Origin of the sequence: Rhizobium redzepovicii, assembly GCF_019793435.1 — a bacterium.
Lineage (GTDB): Bacteria > Pseudomonadota > Alphaproteobacteria > Rhizobiales > Rhizobiaceae > Rhizobium > Rhizobium redzepovicii.
The window spans coordinates 141,692-160,987 of record NZ_JAILYH010000004.1 but is presented as its reverse complement, the minus strand read 5'-3'; the positions used below and the strand labels follow the sequence as shown (position 1 = coordinate 160,987).

Below are 19,296 nucleotides of genomic sequence, written 5' to 3'. Positions count from 1 at the left end.
ATGATAAGTTTGTTTGATATCAGGCATTTGAACATTCAAGTGCCAAAACCCATTCTCTCCGGATCTTGACCCCGGCAGGAGGAAACATGACGGATACGAGTGTAACCCTTTCAGATGCCGCCGCAAAGCGTATCGCTGCGATCGTCGGCGCCGAGACCGGCAAGAGCGCGTTGCGCGTCTCCGTTGAAGGCGGCGGCTGTTCGGGCTTTTCCTATAAGTTCGATCTTGCCGACAGCGCCGGCGATGACGACGTCGTCGTCGAGAAGAACGATGCCAAGGTGCTGATCGACAGCCTTTCGCTCGTCTACATGGCGGGTTCGGAGATCGACTTCGTCGACAATCTGCTCGGTCAATCCTTCCAGATCAAGAACCCGAACGCAGTGGCAAGCTGCGGCTGCGGCACCAGCTTCTCGATCTGAATATTCAGACGCATCGCACTGTCCTCATGAACTGGCCGACGAAGTGCCTCCGGCCAGTTTATCGTCTTGTCCTGTTATGGAAGACCACGATAAAAGAAGCGCACGAAGCGAACAGGACAGAGAGATGAAGATCGCGACCTGGAACATCAACGGCGTCAAGGCGCGCATCGACAATCTCACGCAATGGCTCAAGGATTCCGATCCGGATATCGTCTGCCTGCAGGAGATCAAGACGGTCGACGAAGGTTTTCCCAGGCTGGAGATCGAGGCGCTCGGCTATCACGTCGAAACACACGGCCAGAAGGGCTTCAATGGTGTGGCGATCCTCTCCAAGACTTCGCCGTCGGAAGTGAACCGCGGCCTGCCGGGCGATCCGCTGGACGAACAGTCGCGTTTCCTCGAAGCCGTATTCACGCTGCCCGACACACGCATCCTGCGCGTCTGCTGCATCTACCTACCGAACGGCAATCCTGTCGACACGGAGAAATATCCCTACAAGCTCGCCTGGATGGAGCGCCTGCGGAGCTTTGCCGCCGAGCGGCTGGCCTATGAGGAGATGCTGGTGCTTGCCGGCGATTACAATGTCATCCCGGAACCGCACGACTGCTTCGATCCCAAAGTCTGGGAAAGTGATGCGCTGTTTCTGCCGCAGACGCGGGAGGCGTTCCGCCGGCTGGAAAATCTCGGGCTGACGGATGCTGTGCGCGCGACCACGGATGCGACGCAGTTCTATTCCTTCTGGGATTATCAGGCCGGCGCCTGGCCGAAGAACAACGGCATCCGCATCGATCATCTGCTGCTGTCGCCTGAGGCCGTCGACCGGATGACGTCGGCTGCGATCGAAAAACATGTGCGGGCCTGGGAAAAGCCTTCCGACCACGTGCCTGTGATCGCCTATTTCGATTTCGCTGCCTGATTTTTCCCTGTCTTAAAGCGCGTCGCGATCTTTCAGATTCGCTGCTCGCGCTTTAACTCCTTGTTTTGCGCATGTCGTTATCCCGGAACCGCTGCACACTTCCGGGCGACATGCTTTAGCTCTCTGTTTTGATGCATGTCGTTATCCCGGAACCGCTGCACACTTCCGGGCGACATACATTAGTCGTCGGAGCCGCTGGCGATGCTATGCGAGAGGGATACAGCCGTGCGGCGGTCGGCCTCGTTGGCAACCGAAAAGGCCTGCTCCTGCAACGCTTCCATCCAGCCGCAATCCTTGGGCTTGCAGCGGTCGAGTGCGGCCGTCATCATCGCCAGGCCGCGGGCCGACTGGCCTTCGTCGAAAAGAATATTGCCGAAGACCGCCATGGCGCCGGGATGACCGCTCTTGCGGGCCTGGTTCAGCCATTTCTTCGCCTGCTGCGGGCTGGCATTGCCGCCCTCGCCGGCCAGCATCATCTGCGCTAGCTGGAACTGCGCCTCGGGGACGCCAAAGGTTGAGGCCACCTGAAAATAAAGCTGGCGCGCCTGGGTGAGGTCGATCCGGACCGGACTGCCTGATATGCCGTGTTTGTAATAATTGGCGAGCGACAGCAGCGCGTTGACGAAGAAGCCGGTATCTTCCGAGCCGGGCTCGACGCCCTGCTGGGCGATCTCGCTGTAAATCTTGAAGGCTTCGAAATCGTCCTGCGTTACGCCGTCGCCGTCGGCATACATGTTGGCAAGCGCCCAGCGCGAGCCGGTGTGGCCCTTTTCGGCAGCGTATTTATAGGCTTCGACCGCCTCTTCCTTCTGCCCGTTCTTATAGGCTTTGAAGCCGAACTTGAAGAGATCGAAGGGGCCGGATTCCTTGCTGACGCCCGCCTTGATGTCGAATGCGCGGACCGGGCCGGACAGCGACAGCGCTACGGCCATAGACATGCCCATCAGCATGAATTTGAACAGTTTGAACTCGGACGTCACCATTTCAACCGATTTCTTTCGCTCATCGCAGGCAGGAAGCAGCAGGGCTCGCGCCGTGCATTCCGCGGATGTATTTCGTCGAGGCGAGCGATCCCGCGGCGAGCTCCATGGCTCCTTTGCCCGCGTCGCATCCAGCCCAGTGGCCTTCTCTCGAAGGCCTAATTCTCAGCGCATCATTCAGAACCACCCGGCTCCCGGCATGGTCCGACTGCAATCTCCGTGGCACTCTTTCGGCAGGCGCGGCATCCGCCTTCCCGCCTTCACCATATTCGTAAACAGCAAATGTGACGAAAGCGGTATCGACATCTCCGGCAAAGCCGGGCCGCGCATCCGAGCGGGCCGAAAACGACAACAACCAACGGTTCGACGGCGCCGCCGCGAAGTCGGATTGGCGGCCGGAACAGCCTTGTCCAGAAAGCGAAACGACCACAATCAAACGACTGCCGCCAATCGTCCTGCGCGATCTCGTGTTACCGGAAAAAAATCGACCCATGCTACTATTTACACGCACCGTAAGCCTGCCCATCTCCTCGCCTGCCAATAGCGCTGCGCTCTCTTTGTGGCGGGAAATGGACAATTTCACCCCGCTGCCATCTTACGCCAATCGTCGTAAAAAAGTGTTGCGGAATCGTCACAAAACGGGATCAGAAAATGGCATGATTAACGGCCGTGAATAAAGAAGAGCCCGGCGGTGCCGGGCTCCTCAATTCTTCACATCGGGGAATTAGAACTTGATCTTTAGGCTCGTCGACAGTGCCGCGACCAGATCGTTGCCAAACGAATAGGAGACATCGTCGCCATAGGTCTGGCCATTATACTCGAAGGTGCCGGACGAACCGCTCGTCAATACGCCAACGGCTCCGGCAAAACGCCATTCGATATGTTCAGTCGGCGTGTAGGCGGCGCCGAGACCGAGCGTCCAGCTGTCGGTCTGTGCGCCATAACCCTGACTGGTGCCGCGGTCCCACGTGACGCTGACTGCGCCGGCCCACTGATCGTTGAACTTGTGGCCCACGCCGCCGGAGATGGTCCAGCCGTCACGATAGAGAAGGTCGAGCGAAGTGAGTTCCGTAGCGCCGCCCGCTGTGCAGGCAGCCACGCCCTTCGTCGACGTCGGGCAGAAAGGCACGGATTGCAGAACACTCCAGTTCGTCCACTTGACCGATCCGAAGGCAAGCCAATCCGGAGCGATGCCGCTTTGCAGCTTCATCTCCAGCGAATCCGGTGCTTCTGCGGAGCCGAAGACGTTGGTGATTTTGCCGCCATATATCGGCACAACTGGAACCTGACGGAGATCAACAGTCCCCGTCAGGTTGTCGTACTTGACGCGGCTGTTGTAGACGAGGCTCGCGCGCATCGCATATTCCGGAATCTCGTAAGCCAGACCGGCGCGCCAGCCCCAGCCGCTGTCTTCGAGATCGAGGCGGCCAACGCCGGTGCCGGTGCCGAGCAAAAGTGGGAGCGTTGAAACCAGACGCTCTTTGAAACCTTCAACTTCCTGATAGAAAGCGCCGCCAATGAAGCGAAGCTGTCCAGGGCCCATATCAAAACGATAGGAGCAAGTGCCGCCATAGTTGCGGGTTTTGATTTCCGTCTCGATATTGTTGTTGGCGCCAGCCCAATTCGAACCCGGGTCGGTATGCCCGCCAAAGGGTTCGGAATAGTCGACAAGGCAGTCGACTGCATCGGCGAAACCGGCCTTAAAGCCGATGTAAGGAATGGTGTAATTCGAGGTGTCGTCGGCACTGTTTGGGCGGGTGTTGAGATTGCCACCCCCCGTTAAGACGGAGGTATTCGTGTCACGGACATCCTTCAGCTTGCGCTGCGGCGTGACATAGGTAACGCCCGACTGAAACGAGAAAGGCGAGGTATCGAACAGCTGATCGATATTGTAGCCGCCGCGCTCCAGGCCGCCGGCGAAGGCCGGCGATGCAAGCGACGAAAGAAGGACGAGCGACGTTACGCCCTTGGAAAACCTACGCGATGCCATTGTGTCTCCCCCACTCCAGCAATTGATGTGACGCCACTCTAGTAAGTGTTCGCTCGACATGGCAACGCGCCCCATGGCGGCATTCCCAGGCATTACATTGGCCAACTTACGTAAAGAAATTGACGGACACGTCAAAAAATCTGGTTAATAAAATTTTATTCCAGAGTTACCGGTTTTGAGATGGGCTTTTGGGTTTTCATTCCACACATTGTGGAAGCTGTATCAATCCGACAACAGTGACAGTTTTCGCCCGCGGGAGGCCATTGGAGTCACAATCCACAGGCTCAGCGCCGGCAATCAGCCGCTTTTCAAGACCGAATCACGCGTGCCCAAAACGATAAAGACGCGCCCTTCTCGGAGCGCGTCTTTGAAATAACTTACCAAAACGGGCTATGAAACTTATCCGGCTTCGCTCACCCTGGAGAGTGCGGTCTTCAAGCTGGCGATCTGCCCCTTCAGTTCCTCGAGGCGCTCGCGTTCGGCCTCGACCACCTCGGGATTGGCATTGGCGACGAACTTCTCGTTGGAGAGCTTGCCGTCGATGCGCGAGATCTCCCCTTCCATTTTTCCGATCGCCTTTTCAAGCCGAGCCTTTTCAGCGGATAGGTCGATCAGATTGCCGAGCGGCAGGCAGATGGTGGCCTCGTCGACGACGATCTGAGCTGCCCCCTTCGGCGCATCGTCGGCCAGCGATATCGCCTCGACACGCGCAAGCCGCTTGATGGCGGCGTCGTGGCGGAACAGCCTTTCGCGCGTCAGGTTGTTGGCCTTGACGACGACGAGCGGCGCTGTCGCTGACGGCGGCACGTTCATTTCGGCGCGCACCGAGCGGATGCCGGAGACGAGGTCGATCAGCCAGTTGATCTCGTCGGCGGCACCGTTATCGGCATAGGAGGGAGACGGCCATTCGGCATGGCAGACCAGCGTATCGCGCTCTTTGCCTTCGCCCGCCGTATGCGCCCAGAGCTCTTCGGTCATGAAGGGCATGAAGGGATGCAGCAGCTTGTAGATCTCTTCGAGGATATAGGCGCTGCAGGCCTGAGCCTCGGCCTTGGCGCCCTGGTCCTCGCCGTTGAAGACCGGCTTCAAAAGCTCGAGATACCAGTCGCAGACCTCGTTCCAGACGAAGCGATAGAGCGCGCCGGCGGCATCGTTGAAGCGGAAGGCTTCGAGTGCTTCCGTAACGTCACGTTCCGTACGGGCAAGTTCCGTCAGGATCCAGCGGTTGATGGTGAGTTCAGCGGCCTCCGGCACGAAATGCCGATCGCTTTTCGCCCCGTTCATCTCGGCGAAACGCGTGGCGTTCCAGAGCTTGGTGCCGAAATTGCGGTAGCCGGCGATGCGGGCCGGATCGAGCTTTACGTCACGGCCCTGCGCCGCCATGATCGCCAGCGTGAAGCGCAGCGCATCGGCGCCGTATTCGTCGATCAGCTCAAGGGGATCGATGACGTTGCCCTTCGACTTCGACATCTTCTGCCCATTCTTGTCGCGCACCAGCGCGTGAATGTAGATCGTGTGGAAGGGTTCGACGGGATCGCCATTCTCGTTCTTCATGAAATGCAGGCCCATCTGCATCATGCGAACGACCCAGAACGGGATGATATCGAAACCGGTGACCAGAACACTCGTCGGATAATAGCGCGCGAGTTCCGGCGTCTGGTCGGGCCAGCCGAGCGTCGAGAAGGGCCAGAGCGCGGAGGAGAACCATGTGTCGAGCACGTCCTCGTCCCGCGTCAGGATCTCGCCCGGCTTGAAGTTTTCGAGCAGGTCCTCGACATAGGCCTTCATCGGCCCCTCATGCGACAGGTAATGCTGAATCGCCGCCTGCAGCGCCTCTTCCTCGGTCTGTTCGACGAAGACCTGACCGTCCGGGCCATACCAGGCGGGAATCTGGTGCCCCCACCAGAGCTGGCGGGAAATGCACCACGGCTCGATGTTCTCCAGCCAGTTGAAATAGGTGTTTTCCCAGTTCCTCGGAATGAACCTGGTTTTTCCCTCGCGTACGGATTCCAGCGCGGGCTGTCCCAATGTCTTGTTGTCGACAAACCATTGTTCGGTCAGCCGCGGCTCGATCGGCACGCCGCCGCGGTCTCCGTGCGGCACCATATGCTTGTGCGGCTCGATCTTGTCGAGGAGCCCGGCCTCTTCGAAAATCTCGACGATGACCTTGCGCGCAAAGAAACGGTCCTGTCCTTCCAGACGGTCCCAGGCGCCATGCAGTGCGGCAGGATTGTCGAGGCCTTCGAGGAAGTCCTCGTTGTCCTTGATGGTAATCGTGGCATCGACGTTCATGACGTTGATGGCCCGCAGCTTCGCGCGCTTGCCAACCTCGAAGTCGTTGAAATCATGCGCAGGGGTGATCTTCACCGCACCCGTGCCGGCCGTCGGATCGGCATAAGAATCGGCGACGATCGGAACCTTGCGGCCGACGATCGGCAGAATGACATGCTTGCCGACGATCGATTTGTACCGCTCGTCTTCGGGGTTCACGGCAATGCCGGTATCGCCGAGCATCGTCTCCGGCCGCGTCGTCGCGACGACGATATAGTCGCGCGTCTCGAATTCGGTCGGCTTGCCCTCCTCATCGAAGGCGATCGGATATTGATAGGTGATGCCCGGCTCGAGCGGATAGCGCAGATGCCAGAGATGGCCCTTCACCTCGTGCTGCTCGACTTCCATGTCGGAGATAGCCGTCAGGAGCTTGGGGTCCCAGTTGACGAGGCGCTTGTCCTTGTAGATCAGGCCTTCCTTGTAGAGCGTGACAAAAACTTCGAGGACGGCCTTCGACAGGCCTTCGTCCATGGTGAAGCGTTCGCGCGACCAGTCGCATGAGGCGCCCAGGCGCTTCAGCTGGTTGAAGATCAGGCCGCCCGATTCAGCCTTCCACTCCCAGATCTTGTCGATGAAGGCGTCGCGGCCCATTTCGCGACGGCCGGGCAGCTGCTGTTCCATCAGCTTGCGCTCGACGACCATCTGCGTGGCGATGCCGGCATGGTCCATGCCGGGTTGCCAGAGCACATCTTTGCCGCGCATGCGCTCGAAGCGCACCATGATGTCCTGCAGCGTGTTATTCAGCGCATGGCCCATGTGCAGCGAACCGGTGACATTCGGCGGCGGGATCACGATGGTGAAGGTCTCGGCGCCGGGCTTGGCGTTCGCGCCGGCGCGGAAAGCGTCCTCCTCATCCCATTTCGCGGCGATTTTGGGTTCGACGGCAGCAGAATCATAGGTCTTGTCGAGCATTTTCTGACCAATTTCGAGGTTCGAGGATGGCGTTTGTAAATAGGATGGGCACGGGCAAGTCAATAAAAAAGCCGCCCCGGAGACCGGAGCGGCTTTTCAGGAAAAAGCAATCCGATCAGCGGCGCGGGCCGCGCGCCACGCGCTCGATTTCCTCGCGCACCAACCGCTCGACCAGCGTCGGCAGATTATCGTCAAGCCACTCGCGCAACATCGGACGCAGCATATCCTCGGCGATCTCGTCCAGCGAGCGGCGCTCCGCACCGTCGATCGCGGCGGCGAGCTCCTCGAAGGAGCGGCTGATCTGCAGGCCGGCATTCTCCGAAAGCAGGGTCGGCTGGACCTCATCCATAAGGCTCGGCAGGAAAGCTTCGGCCGAGGACTGAGCGGGTTCCAAAGGCGGCAACGTCGTTTCAACCGCGGCGGCGGGTTCGGCGACTGAAGGCGCCGATGCGGCGACTTGGCCCCGTGGTGCCTCCGCGAATACCGGCTCGACCGGCGGCTCGATCACGGCCTGCGGAACCGGCGCTACAGCAGCCGGAGGGAAAACAGGCTGTGTCGGCTGCGGCTGCGGTGCAGCCGCGCGCGGCGGCTCCGGCATAACCGCCGGCTGCGGTTCGGGCTGGCGGAAGCCGCTCGGAATTTCACGCAATGCCTGACCGGCCTGCACGGCGCTGCGCTCGGAAGCGGCGCGCACGCGGGCGGCGACATCGGCAAGCGACAGGGCGCGGGCCGGTACTTCAGCTTCGGGGGCAGTGCCAGCCGAGTTGGCGGCGACGAAACGCGGATCGGAGGAGCGCATGGCCGGTTCGGGGAACTCCACGCCGGCATAAGTGTCATCCACGGTCAGATGGATTTCGGAACCGTTCTCATCCTCATCGGCGCCGTAAACCGGCGGCAGGGATGCGGAAATCGCCTTGCCGGCGCCGGGCTCATTGCTTTCGATGATCTGGCGGATGGAGGCCAGAATTTCTTCCATGGACGGTTCACGCGCTACACTTGGCTGAGCCATTTCTATCCCCGTTATCCAAAAACAACGACCGGACGATGTGGAGCGGTCATCCGAATCACCGCGACCTTAGAATACCTCAGACGGGAAAAAAATCATCGCGAATCAAATGAATGCGGCCATGCACAGTTTTGTTACCCCATGTTTTCGACCTGGCAGTCTCAGGATAAATGATGTTTGTGAAGGCTTTCAGGCGATGCGTGGATTCAAACTGTTGCAGCGTCCTTTGGGCGTCGGAGAAGACGCTGCTGCGCTGTTATAAAAACGGGCGCCAGTGGCGCCCGTTGCTGATTCATCGACAAACGGCGTCAGAAAACGAATTCGCGTGCCTTGGCGAAGCCCGGCAGGGGCTTGACGGAGGCATTGAAGAAGACGTTTTCCGAAACGGCGCCCCGCTCGGCGACGAACACCTTGGCGCGGGCGGCATTGCCGTAACCTTCGACCGTGATCAAACGACCGCCATCGCGCAATTGATCGAGAAGGGCCGCGGGCACCTCCTCCACTGCGCCGTTGACAAAGATCAGATCATAGGGAGCGCCGGCAGCGTAGCCCTTTTCGAGCGGTCCGGTGACCACCTCGACCTTGGCGTAGCCGGCGAGCTGCGTCTTCGCCTCGGCGGCCAGCGCCTCGTCGCATTCGAGCGCGATGACCGAGCCGGCAATGATCGACAGCAGCGCCGATGTGTAACCGGTGCCGCAACCGACTTCGAGGACGAAATCATCCTTGGTGATTGCGGCCAGCTGCAGCAGCTTGGCGAGCGGCGATGCCTCCATCAGGAAGCGCGCCGGCTTTCCGGGTGCGGCGGCCGATATCTCGACATCGTTGTCGATGTAAGCCAGCAGCTTCGCCTTCTCCGGCACGAATGCCTCACGCGGGACCGTGAGAAACGCCGTCAGCACGGAATGCGAGGTAACGTCCGTCGTGCGAACCTGGGTGTCGACCATCTTTACGCGCGCTGCTTCGAAATCCATCATGTCCTCTCGCTCTTGAAAGCGGTTCCTGTCTCTCGTCTCTTAATCCCCGCCACCGATGCTTTCAAGGCTTGGCAGCCGCCGGCGAAAAGAATCCGGCAGGCGCTTCTTCCGCGCAACAGAGGCAATGAGGCTCTGCACGCAAACGTGGAATTCCCTGCCCCTTCATGTTATGATCTTCAACGGAGGAAATAGGAGGAGCAGGCCATGTCTGCGATTTTCGAATATCTGACGCTGTTCGATTTTTTCATCGTCGCAGCGCTCATCGGCATCTTCTGCTGCGGGCTGCTGGACGGCGAAACGACCCTGAAGTGATAAGGGCGCGGAAGCGTGCAGACCACTCATGGGGTCTGCGACGATCTTATGCCGACGGACGGCAGGGCATGCGATGGTGGGAGATGTTGGAGGCCTCGCCCGGAATTGAACCGGGGTACAAGGATTTGCAGTCCTCTGCGTCACCACTCCGCCACGAGGCCTCACCTCTGACCGATATGTCTAAATATCGTGTGGTGGCGCGGATTTAGAATGATCCTAGCTTAAGTGCAAGAGGCTTCATTCTGAATTCGGTCCTTTTTTCATTCTGAATGAACGTTGCCAAAGCGTTCCGTCCCCGTTTGAAAAGAAACACGCCGTCACGGCTTCTGTGAAAATGTCGCAGAAGCTGACCTATGCCGTATAAATCGCAGCCTATCACTTTCCAGACTCGCGCCGGTGTGCATTGGTTCTGCAAGAGGATGGAAGTAGTTACCTCCTTGGCCCAGAGTGAGGTAGGCTGCAGTGATCCGAATTTCTATTCCGTGGGTGATCAACGTCGTCACTGTGTCGACGGGCTCAGCAACATCGTAGAAGGGGCAACGAGAGCATCTTGTTGGGGATTTGCTTACACCGCCTCGTCACAACTCGACGCACTCGTGGGCCAAAGCCTGTACCGCGACTCTCTTGTCGCGTGTCGACAAGCAGCAGACAAGTTGAGGGAGCAACTCGGTGCATTGATAGCGCCGCCTATGGAAGCAATCTCATTGCGATGTGGTCTCCCGTTGATTGAGTTTTCAGGAATAATCCGGAGACAAAGGCTGGATATAAATATGTTTAAAATGCTCGCCGGGGTTGATCTTTTCTTTCGCCTTCAGAATCACGTTTTCATCAAAAGATACGAGAGCCATATTAGCGGCCCACCGCTCGATATGGCTGTTTTGTCTGTCTCGATCTTGTTTCTTTGGTTAATCAGAGCAGACTTACTGGATCAACTCGCCCCGAACCTAAGATACATTTTGGTTATGTTACCGAAATACCACTATGAACTGCCATGGCTGGCGGAGAACCATCCAGGACAGATCGCCCTTTACATATGTCTCTCGTTTTCTCTAATCACATTCATGGTTGCAAAGACACTATTGTTTTCGGTTTATATCATTTCTTCCAAATTTAGCCGCGAAATTATAGTTACGGATTTAAAGAGCGTTGTGAAGCAAGACTTAGTATATTCGCTCACATTCTTTTCTTTTATTTTTCTCATCCCTTTGCCGGTCTATGGCGAGGGGGCTTCGACTACCGTCTTAGGGAATGCGTACTTTCTCACCTTTTTCAATATAGTTTGTCTATGGATGCTGAGCGGCGGAGTCTTGGCAACAGTTTTGCTGGCCAAGAGAATCAAAACGCCGAAAGGAGGGCATCCGGCGGAAGTCCCTAGCAACGACTGAGGACTCTGAGCCCCTTATGTGTGTACCTGAGCGTGAGCTGCCGCCCTGTCAGCTGTCTCGGTTCTGTGATCAGGCTATTTGCCTTGCCAAAACGGCGCCAGTACAATGCACTCATGGAGTTTCCGCGAAGGCGGAGTGCAGAAGAGGTGAGCGTGATCGATGAAAAATTATCCCGCTTCTGACGGTATCGTATTCGCCATAATACTGTTGGGGGTGGTCGTTTTGTTTCTGCTTGTTGTAGAAATAAGAGAGCTTCTTTTTTATAAGAGAAACAATTGGAATTTCAATTCCGACAGCAACGTCGGATTTAAGATGTATAATGGCGACTCCACCTCTGAAGGAGATCTGACTTCGAATAGAACAAGGGTTTGCTATGGAACTCCGCTCATGATTTTAGGTTTCTCATTACTTTTAGCTTCGGTCGTCGCGATCCATTTGTAGATGTAGGGTATGCAGCGAACTCGTGCTGACGCGCGAAGATGCGATCGGTAGTAGTTGTCCGCGACTGGCGGAGAAGAACACCTATCTGCCGGTGCATGAGCTGGATGAAGACGGCGACGCCGATGGGAACGCCTAATGCGCAACGAATTGATGATACATCAACCTGCAATTGGACCGATGAATGAGCATTTGGAAGCAGAAGGCCGTAGCCGTTTACTATTTGGCCGTTTCGTTGATTGCGTATTTTCCGGTTAGGGAGGCTTACTTTTCTGCCACGCGGATCGATGTTGATGGTCCCTTCGCGAACTGCGGAGCGAGTTACCTAACCTTCGGCCTTCTGTGGTTGTCAATGGCGATGCTCTCGGTACTGTTACATATGGTAATCGGCTATTTTTACTATTCCTCAAACGGGGAAGGGCCGTACGGTCCGCTACCGGTTGCCAGGCAGCGAAAGCCCCCACCAAAGAGGCGGATTGTCCCGTACGTTGCGAACCTCGCTGTTATCGCGAGCATTGGTTTTGCTGGAGTGATGACGTATCCAAAATGTCGAGCTCCGAGCGACTCGTCCCAGAAACTCACCTCCCGTAACGATTCAATCAGAGCCGTGGCGGTGCCACCGGATCATTCGACCACATAGGCAGCAGTATTATCAGCAGCATCGCGCAGCCCTTTATATGAGGCGTGGCGCAGCTTCCCATCGTGCGTCCAAGCTCGATACTCGATTTCGGCAACAAGCTCCGGGCGGACGAACACTGCGCCTCTCTTCCTTCCGGTGTCGACTGCCGGCTTGGCGATTTTCAGCTTGTCCATCTGCTCTCGAAGCTCGGTCGCGGAACGCTCGTTGAAGCCGGTCCCCACTCCCCCGACATAGACAAGCTCGTTTCCTTTGTGCGCAGCGAGCAGCAGCCGGCCGATCCCGCCGAATGATGCCGTCGACTTCTCATACCCCACAATCAAGAAGCCATCGCTCTGGACGCATTTGATCTTTACCCAATCGCCGAGGCGGCCGCTGCGATACGGGCTGTTGCGGTCTTTCGCGATGATGCCTTCGAGCCCATGATCGCATGCAATGCGCAAAAGTTTTTCGCCGTCAGCATCAATCTCTTCAGAAAGCCTGATAGCCTCCTCACCGTCGGGCGGCACCAGGCCCTCTAGGAGATGGCGCCGGGAGACGAGCTCGGTCCCGGTGAGGTCGTGGCCGTCGAAATACAGAAGATCGAACGCCATGAAGATTGCGTCTCTCGACGTCCTCTTGCCGCCTCGCCCACCAAGGGACTGTTGAAGCATGCCGAAATCAGAACGGCCTTCGACGTCGAGCACGACGGCTTCGCCATCCAATATGGCTGTTGAGACAGGAAGTCGCCTCGCCTCCGCCAGGATCGCAGGAAAACGCTCGGTCCAGTCATGGCCGCCGCGCGTCAGGATACGAACGCCGGACGGCTCGATGTGAACGGCAACGCGGTAGCCATCCCATTTCACCTCGTATGTCCATTGAGGGCCTTTCGGCGGCCGCCGCTTCAGCAGCGCCAAGCATGGCTCGATCCGCGCCGGCATGGGGTCAAGGAGGAGTTGGGACTGGGCGGGATCGCGACGGCGGCGCGCCCGGCTGCGGATTGGTGCGTCAACGTCACCGAGCAGCGGCTGTGAAGGTTTGCGAGGCGGCTTCGTCATGCTGGCACTTCATCAGCAATGCCTTAAAAAGCAATTGACCAAGATTGATTATTGACTCGCACCGTGCGTAGAACATAATAAGAACATCGGCGAGCCGGCCGCCAATCTTAAAACAGCAAATATGGAGCACGGATATGCGCGAGCAGCCGACCGGCGAAGCCGTGGACAATGACGAGCGGGGTCCAGGCGCGATGAACCGGCGCGAGATTGAAGCCGTCCTCGCCTATCACCATCAGGACGCCCAAGCAGCGATTGGCACGCTGCTGGGAGACATACAGCACCTGCGGCGTCAGTTGGCCCTCGCCGAAGGCGTGATGAGCAAAGGCATGGTTCGCGGATGGCTGCCGGATTATGAGCGTCGATGAATGGAAGCCATCCGACGCCGGCACAGGCTTGAAATCCCATGCCGGCAAGCGAGTTGGGGTGATTTGCGAGGACTGCGAGATCCTGAAGTTCTTCGAAGGGGATGCCCTGATCGCAAAGCATGGCAACGTCCCATTGCCGACGCTCCTCGAGACAATCGCAAAAGAGGACTTGGGCTGTCAGCGCATCGAAAACAAATATTATGAACGGTGCAAACTCACCTATCACCACAGTCCGGAAGAATGGGCGCGGCGGCGCGGGTATGTGAAGCCGGAGGACGCACGCAAAGACGACAGAGCCATCGGCGAACTGGCCGAGTGGGAGGGGATGGTGGCATTTTGCGGTGACCCGAAATGCAAGCGTAAGCAGCCGCTCGATCGGTGGGCATTGCAGAAGCGGCTTGGCAAACATGCGAAGATTTCGACAATCGGCCCGCGACTTAAATGCAAGTGCGGTCACCGCGGCGCTAGGATCGTCATCGGCTATGTCTCGCGCTAAGGCAGGATACCTGAAGGGGAACATTGAATGATTGCTGGACTGATCATCTGCGCCTCGCTAACGGCGGTCGACGGCGACACCGTAAAATGCGACGGGCAGAACATGCGGCTGCTGGGAGAAGGTGTTCCGTTCGTCTCGGGCATCGACACGCCGGAGATCGGATCGCACGCGAAGTGCATCAAGGAACGGAAGCTGGCGCTGATCGCCAAGGGAAGGCTGAAAGAGCTTTTGGCTGAAAAGGGATTGCGGATCGTGTCGAGCGGCGCGGTCGACCGGACGCCTTCGCACCGGCCGCTCGTCAACATCTATCGAACAAATGGGGAAGAGATCGGAAAGAAGCTGCTTCGTGAAGGATTCGCCAGGACGTGGAGCCCGAAGCAGCGAAATGATTGGTGCGACTGACGTCGCAGCCGCCTTTCCGTCTGTACAAACTAGCCCCGCCAACCAGCGGGGCTTTTTTTGTTCGCGGTGAACTCATGATCCGGGAACCTGTTCAGGCCGTTATGGGTTCTAAGAACGGGCCGCACGGCTTCAGTATCTTGTACTGCTGCACCCCTGTTCGCAGTGGCCGTGCGGTCCACCGAGGCCGCTCTGGGAACCCCTCATAGCTTAAAAGCCAATTCACCCGGATTGATTATTGGACTGGCTAGGGCGATGTTCCGGATATGCCCACTCGATACCAACCACTCTACAAATGGCGCGGCACGAATATCGACGAACGCGACCAGCCGACGGATCTCGACTGGCTGGGCTATGACGAACAGATAATCATCGGGAGGATACGAATGGAGAGCGGCGGCCCGAAAAACGGCCTGTGGCAATGGAGCGTCCTTGGCCCAGATGTGCGTCAAAGGCTGACGCCCCACCAAGGCTTCGAAGTTCAACCGCGCGAGGCTATTCGAAGGGTCGAGGAATACTATCACCGGCTGATGCGTTTAAACGGAATGCGAGGAAGCAAGGATGATCGCTGAATTGATCTTCTGCACATCGCTGACTGCCGTCGACGGCGACACCGTCAAATGCCGCGCGGGCCTTTTTTTATAGGCGGGTTCATCAGTTAATCTTCAGCTAATGCCGCAGCCAAGCTACAGCCCCGTCGCTCATCCACACAAAACAAATCCGAATCTGTATCGCCGCCAGTTAGATCACGGAACCGTCACCTCGTCGGAGCGTTTCTTGCTCACATCGGACGCCACCAGCATCCCGCTGGCACTCCCGAACTGGAGGTATTCATGAAAACGCTGATCGTCTCCATGGGCCTATTGGCTGCAACCGTCTTTTCGGCCTTTGCAGCGGAACCGGCCAAAATGGTCGACACGAAGATGGGTAAGATCCTGGCAAACGCTAAGGGTATGACACTCTATACGTTCGACAAGGACGCCATGGGCAAATCAAACTGCGACGATGCCTGCTTGAAGAAATGGCCGGCCTTCCACGCCGCCGCCAAGGCCAAGGCCGAAGGCGAATGGTCGCTCGTCAAGGCGGCCGACGGCAAGGAGATGTGGGCTTACCAAGGAAAGCCGCTTTACACCTTCGCCGGAGACAAGAAGCCTGGCGATATGACCGGCGATGGCGTCGGCGGAGTTTGGCATGTCGCCAAGTAGTCCGGCGCACTGGATCCCTTCAGGGCCGCTCAGCCCAAGCAGGCCCAGATAAGCCTTTTGGATAGATCTCCGCCGTGCTCTGACGCAGTTACAATCTTCGCGCGAAATGACGGAGATGGGGCGTGCGTCGCAGTTATCGCAATCCGCAAATCGGGGCTGCTCAGGGCCCCGGGCCTGTTCATCGCCGCGCTCGCGTTTGGCGCAGCCGGGGCTCAACCGGTCAGCGATCTGCTCGCTTCACATCGAAACCGGCGAGCGCATCTTCCACGTGCCGGGGCAGAAATACTACGCACAAACGAAGATGAGTCCCCAGTATGGAGAACGTTGGTTCTGTTCGGAATTTGAAGCTTGGGCGGCCGGCTGGCGGAAAGCGAAAGCGTAAATGAAAAGGCCGCCCATCCGAGGCGGCCCTCCATATTCTCGGAATCTTGGCTCAGCCGGCACCCTTGATGCTCGTGTTGCAAAGGCTCCAATAGCCGCCGCCCTTCTGGATCCACTTCAGATCGCCAAGTGTGCCGGCATCTTTGGCCGAATGATAGGCGTCGACGCAGGTATGGAGGCGACCCTTTCCAGGCGTCTCGCTCGAATATTTCTTATCGATCGCCTTCGGGAACTTGACGCTCTTTGGCGCTGCGGTTGTCGGCTTTGCAGGCTCTTTGTCGGTTGTTTTTGCGACGTCCGCCTCGTCTTCCTTATCGGCGGCAGCAGCATCCGCGCCGCAGAATTTGGCGCGGAAATCATTCCACTTCATGTCTTTGGCGGAGCCGTCGGTTTTGGCCGCCTGATACTTTGTGCTGCATTCCTTCATCGTCAGCGCGTGCGCCGGCGTCGACATGATAAAAGCAGCAAGCAACGATCCGGCAGCGGAGAGAAGCAATTTTTGCGACATGTGATTGGCCTCGGTCGATGATGTTGATGTTTCAGTCTCCCTCTTCCGCCTGAGCTGTGACACCGATGACGGAAGGGTGCTATTGGGGCTCCTGCACAATGAACCTTCGATGAACAGCCATTACATGTGACCATTTGTCGGCGTTGCCGAAGCAGAGGAACGATTGGTGCGATTTAAAGCCTAAGCGCGCCTCAAATTAAAGCGCGCTTTAAGCGCCGACATTGCGAGGCGGACATAGAAGCTCTTCGCCACCCATTCCGCAGCGAAGAACAGATAGACGGGCTCGGCGGCTATGATGAAGAGCAGAAAGGCAAGCAGGCGCACCGACCAGGCGCGTTTAAGCACCTCGCGCCAGTTATGGACGAGCATGGAGATCTCCGATTTTGGATGTGAAAATGCGGCCCGGAGGCGGCTTGGCTTTTAGCGCGGCCGCGCATCAAATGATGTCAGCGAGGTGGGCTAGCCAAGACTCGACATCTTCGCCCTTCGCCATATTTCCTTAACACCATCAAGGAGGGAAATATGTTTCGAGCACTAGCCGTTATTCTATCTGTCAGTGCCACAGCTATCCTGTGCCAGCCCGTTTTTGCAGCTGACATGATCGAGGGTTATCGCCCGCCAGCGGCTACGCGCCATGTCGTTTATCACCCCAAAAAGGTGTATGTCAGGAAGACCTTTCGCGAGTGCGGTCAGGTATTGGTGGAGTACCGTCCGCCGTATCGTCCTCACACGGAGATTGTAACCATCTGCCATCCACGCAAGTATGTCGTTACCCGATACTGACGGCCGATGTTTTCAGGAAGGCTGCAAGCCTGGCTACCTTAAGCTTACGCGATAACCGCGGCGTTCGGGCCGCATTGACTTGCCTGCGCCGGGTGATGCGTGCGACAAAGAAATAGGCGGCTCCGAAGAACCGCCTGGAAGATCAGAGAGTTGCGCTCAAACGGCCTGCTTTAGCCGGAGATCGTCGCTGCCTATTTGCTGAGGACGTAGCAGTGAAACGCGTTGGCCGGATTGTTGCGCGTCTCAGTTGCTGCGAATGGCACCGCGAACCGTTTCATCGATTCTACCCATTCCGCCTTCACATCAGCCAGCTTATCAGCCGGGATGGCTTCCACGGCCTTGAGGAAAGCCGGAAACATAGGTCTGAAGCCAATATCCCATGCCTGAATGATGTGCTTCGACAAGTGGGTAGAGTGGCGATGCACCTTCAGGCTCGCGGACTCGAAGATCTCTCGCCATTGTTCGTCGCTCGCCGCCTGCTTGATGTTGTCGCTTATTCGGGGATGGAACCTTCCTCGCCCATGAGGTCCGCGAGATGGCTGACAAGCTCGAGATCTACGGCTTCAGCCTGGACAAATGCCGGCACGGCGGAATGACAGAGTTGGAAGAGAGCGGCCTAACCGAGGGGCAGGGTCGAGTGCTGTCGAAGCACAAGACAGCGGCGGCTTACCGTGGCTATGCAAAAGAGACGGAAAAGCGCGTCCTGGAAGCCACGAAAAAGCGCTTCGGCCATTCTGAACAGCCGAAAAATCTGAACAAAAACAATGTGCGAAAAATCAAGGAAAACGGCTGAATGACCGGCGCTTATTCAGAACGGCCGCTGATTTTGCTAGGTTTGCTGGGGATTTGCAGTCCTCTGCGTCACCACTCCGCCACGAGGCCTCACAAGCTCGTTATCTGAGCCGTGGCGAGCGTTTAGAATGATCGTAAGGAAATCGCAAGAGGGCATTTCGGAAAAACGCCATTCCGCGGCAGCCGAAAAGTCCATTTTTCAGTGCCGGCCGGCACGAGCGCAGGCTCGAATTCCCTCATCGTAGCGGTGCCCTTCCCGGCAGTGATCGCATTTGAAACAAATTGTTAGCTTGACGATCGTCCTGCGGGCTTCATATTGGCCCTGGGAGGGCGATAGGAGCTGCAAATGGAGTGGGCTGCCCTCAAATCGAAGCACGTGCATGCGGCCTATGATGCCGACAGCCGCGATCTTCATGTTAAATTTCCGGGTTCTCCACCGATGAAGCATGTGGACATTCCGCCGCATGTCTACGAGAACCTGCTGGAAACGACTGATCCATACTTCTACTACAACTATTATATCGCGCCTTCCCGCGTCTCACAGAGCAGCCGACATGTCTCCCTATCCTACGCGCTGAAGCTCGTCCTCCTCCTTGCCGTCAGCAGCTTGTTGATGGTGACCAGCCTCGATCAGGGTCCCAACGGCGTTTTTGAAGAAAGCGAACTCAGGTCCAACTAGATTAGGTTCGCGTGGGCGATACACCCGGCTCAACGGCGATAAGACCTGCCGCCACACGGTTGGTCAGGCCATCGAAATTGTCGCTTCTGTTCTGATTGCGAGAGCGGCGATCGTTCCGGTCGCGATCGTTATTGCCGTCACGCTCATTGCGGCCGTTGAAGTTGCGGTAGTTGCGAGGCCCGTTATAGCTGCCGCCCTGGCCGTGATCGACCACGCAGCCTTCAGGACGGCGGCAGATGCCGCGAGCGTCAAAACCCCGGCTGTCGACAGCCTGGGCTTCAGCGGGAACGCCTGAGAGAATCGTCGCCACTGACAGGGCGACAACAAAAAATGCCTTCATGTCCTCACCTC

20 protein-coding genes, 1 tRNA gene and 1 pseudogene are annotated in these 19,296 nt (G+C 57.6%); 11 read left to right on the top strand and 11 right to left on the bottom strand.

The features are described from left to right. The first annotated feature begins 86 nt into the window (after positions 1-86). A complete protein-coding gene (gene erpA, locus K6N12_RS07845) occupies positions 87-419 on the top strand; it encodes an iron-sulfur cluster insertion protein ErpA (RefSeq protein ID WP_097625280.1) in 333 nt (110 codons plus the stop codon). Between the two features lie 124 nt (positions 420-543). Beyond that, positions 544-1,335 (top strand): exodeoxyribonuclease III, encoded by a 792-nt coding sequence (gene xth, locus K6N12_RS07840; RefSeq protein ID WP_097625279.1) that lies wholly within the window; start codon positions 544-546, stop codon positions 1,333-1,335. A gap of 179 nt (positions 1,336-1,514) precedes the next feature. On the opposite strand, the gene exoR is transcribed toward xth, so the two are convergent. The 7 genes from exoR to K6N12_RS07805 form a co-directional block, all read right to left on the bottom strand. Continuing rightward, on the bottom strand, positions 1,515-2,318 hold the full coding sequence (gene exoR / locus K6N12_RS07835; RefSeq protein ID WP_097625278.1) for an exopolysaccharide production regulator ExoR: 804 nt from the start codon (positions 2,316-2,318) through the stop codon (positions 1,515-1,517). Positions 2,319-2,337: 19 nt separating this feature from the next. Beyond that, on the bottom strand, positions 2,338-2,808 hold the full coding sequence (locus K6N12_RS34065) for a hypothetical protein (protein ID WP_097625277.1): 471 nt from the start codon (positions 2,806-2,808) through the stop codon (positions 2,338-2,340). Between the two features lie 231 nt (positions 2,809-3,039). Further along, positions 3,040-4,305, bottom strand: a complete 1,266-nt coding sequence (locus K6N12_RS07825; protein ID WP_097625276.1) for an OmpP1/FadL family transporter — start codon at positions 4,303-4,305, stop codon at positions 3,040-3,042. A 399-nt stretch (positions 4,306-4,704) separates the two neighbouring features. Continuing rightward, positions 4,705-7,548, bottom strand: coding sequence for a valine--tRNA ligase (locus tag K6N12_RS07820; protein ID WP_097625275.1), 2,844 nt, complete (start codon positions 7,546-7,548; stop codon positions 4,705-4,707). Positions 7,549-7,663: 115 nt separating this feature from the next. Beyond that, the gene (locus K6N12_RS07815) at positions 7,664-8,557 is read right to left on the bottom strand and encodes a DUF2497 domain-containing protein (RefSeq protein WP_097625274.1); all 894 of its coding nucleotides are present in this window, start codon (positions 8,555-8,557) and stop codon (positions 7,664-7,666) included. A gap of 305 nt (positions 8,558-8,862) precedes the next feature. Next, positions 8,863-9,528 (bottom strand): protein-L-isoaspartate O-methyltransferase family protein, encoded by a 666-nt coding sequence (locus K6N12_RS07810; RefSeq protein ID WP_179867102.1) that lies wholly within the window; start codon positions 9,526-9,528, stop codon positions 8,863-8,865. A 399-nt stretch (positions 9,529-9,927) separates the two neighbouring features. Beyond that, positions 9,928-10,001, bottom strand: a tRNA-Cys gene (locus tag K6N12_RS07805). Positions 10,002-10,193: 192 nt separating this feature from the next. Between K6N12_RS07805 and K6N12_RS34060 the strand changes: the two genes are divergently transcribed. Further along, positions 10,194-11,225, top strand: coding sequence for a hypothetical protein (locus tag K6N12_RS34060; RefSeq protein ID WP_246645441.1), 1,032 nt, complete (start codon positions 10,194-10,196; stop codon positions 11,223-11,225). Between the two features lie 1,062 nt (positions 11,226-12,287). Here K6N12_RS34060 and ligD read toward each other — a convergent pair. After that, a complete protein-coding gene (gene ligD, locus K6N12_RS07795; RefSeq protein ID WP_222148798.1) occupies positions 12,288-13,337 on the bottom strand; it encodes a non-homologous end-joining DNA ligase in 1,050 nt (349 codons plus the stop codon). Positions 13,338-13,471: 134 nt separating this feature from the next. Here ligD and K6N12_RS07790 point away from each other — a divergent pair, with 134 nt between their 5' ends. The 6 genes from K6N12_RS07790 (at position 13,472) to K6N12_RS35180 (ending at position 16,184) form a co-directional block, all read left to right on the top strand. Then, a complete protein-coding gene (locus tag K6N12_RS07790) occupies positions 13,472-13,702 on the top strand; it encodes a hypothetical protein (protein WP_222148797.1) in 231 nt (76 codons plus the stop codon). Continuing rightward, on the top strand, positions 13,689-14,198 hold the full coding sequence (locus K6N12_RS07785; protein WP_222148796.1) for a hypothetical protein: 510 nt from the start codon (positions 13,689-13,691) through the stop codon (positions 14,196-14,198). The genes K6N12_RS07790 and K6N12_RS07785 overlap by 14 nt, the downstream gene beginning before the upstream one ends. Positions 14,199-14,225: 27 nt before the next feature. Beyond that, positions 14,226-14,600, top strand: coding sequence for a thermonuclease family protein (locus K6N12_RS07780; RefSeq protein WP_222148795.1), 375 nt, complete (start codon positions 14,226-14,228; stop codon positions 14,598-14,600). A 263-nt stretch (positions 14,601-14,863) separates the two neighbouring features. Beyond that, positions 14,864-15,169, top strand: a complete 306-nt coding sequence (locus K6N12_RS07775) for a hypothetical protein (protein WP_222148794.1) — start codon at positions 14,864-14,866, stop codon at positions 15,167-15,169. Between the two features lie 261 nt (positions 15,170-15,430). Next, positions 15,431-15,802: a COG4315 family predicted lipoprotein gene (locus K6N12_RS07770; RefSeq protein WP_183782543.1), complete on the top strand. Its 372-nt coding sequence runs from the start codon at positions 15,431-15,433 to the stop codon at positions 15,800-15,802. A 106-nt stretch (positions 15,803-15,908) separates the two neighbouring features. Next, complete coding sequence (locus tag K6N12_RS35180) at positions 15,909-16,184, top strand: sunset domain-containing protein (protein WP_485064270.1); 276 nt, start codon at positions 15,909-15,911, stop codon at positions 16,182-16,184. A 51-nt stretch (positions 16,185-16,235) separates the two neighbouring features. Here K6N12_RS35180 and K6N12_RS07765 read toward each other — a convergent pair whose 3' ends face one another. Next, on the bottom strand, positions 16,236-16,691 hold the full coding sequence (locus tag K6N12_RS07765; protein WP_222148793.1) for a hypothetical protein: 456 nt from the start codon (positions 16,689-16,691) through the stop codon (positions 16,236-16,238). A gap of 216 nt (positions 16,692-16,907) precedes the next feature. Continuing rightward, positions 16,908-17,060 (bottom strand): annotated as a pseudogene (locus tag K6N12_RS07760) (DUF7940 domain-containing protein); the annotation flags it as partial. 949 nt (positions 17,061-18,009) lie between these two features. Between K6N12_RS07760 and K6N12_RS07755 the strand changes: the two are divergent. Both K6N12_RS07755 and K6N12_RS07750 read left to right on the top strand, forming a co-directional pair. Next, positions 18,010-18,267, top strand: coding sequence for a hypothetical protein (locus tag K6N12_RS07755; protein WP_222148792.1), 258 nt, complete (start codon positions 18,010-18,012; stop codon positions 18,265-18,267). A 345-nt stretch (positions 18,268-18,612) separates the two neighbouring features. Next, complete coding sequence (locus K6N12_RS07750) at positions 18,613-18,945, top strand: KTSC domain-containing protein (RefSeq protein WP_097625273.1); 333 nt, start codon at positions 18,613-18,615, stop codon at positions 18,943-18,945. A 1-nt stretch (position 18,946) separates the two neighbouring features. Here K6N12_RS07750 and K6N12_RS07745 read toward each other — a convergent pair whose 3' ends face one another. Further along, positions 18,947-19,285 (bottom strand): hypothetical protein, encoded by a 339-nt coding sequence (locus tag K6N12_RS07745; protein WP_097625272.1) that lies wholly within the window; start codon positions 19,283-19,285, stop codon positions 18,947-18,949. Positions 19,286-19,296: the final 11 nt, after the last annotated feature.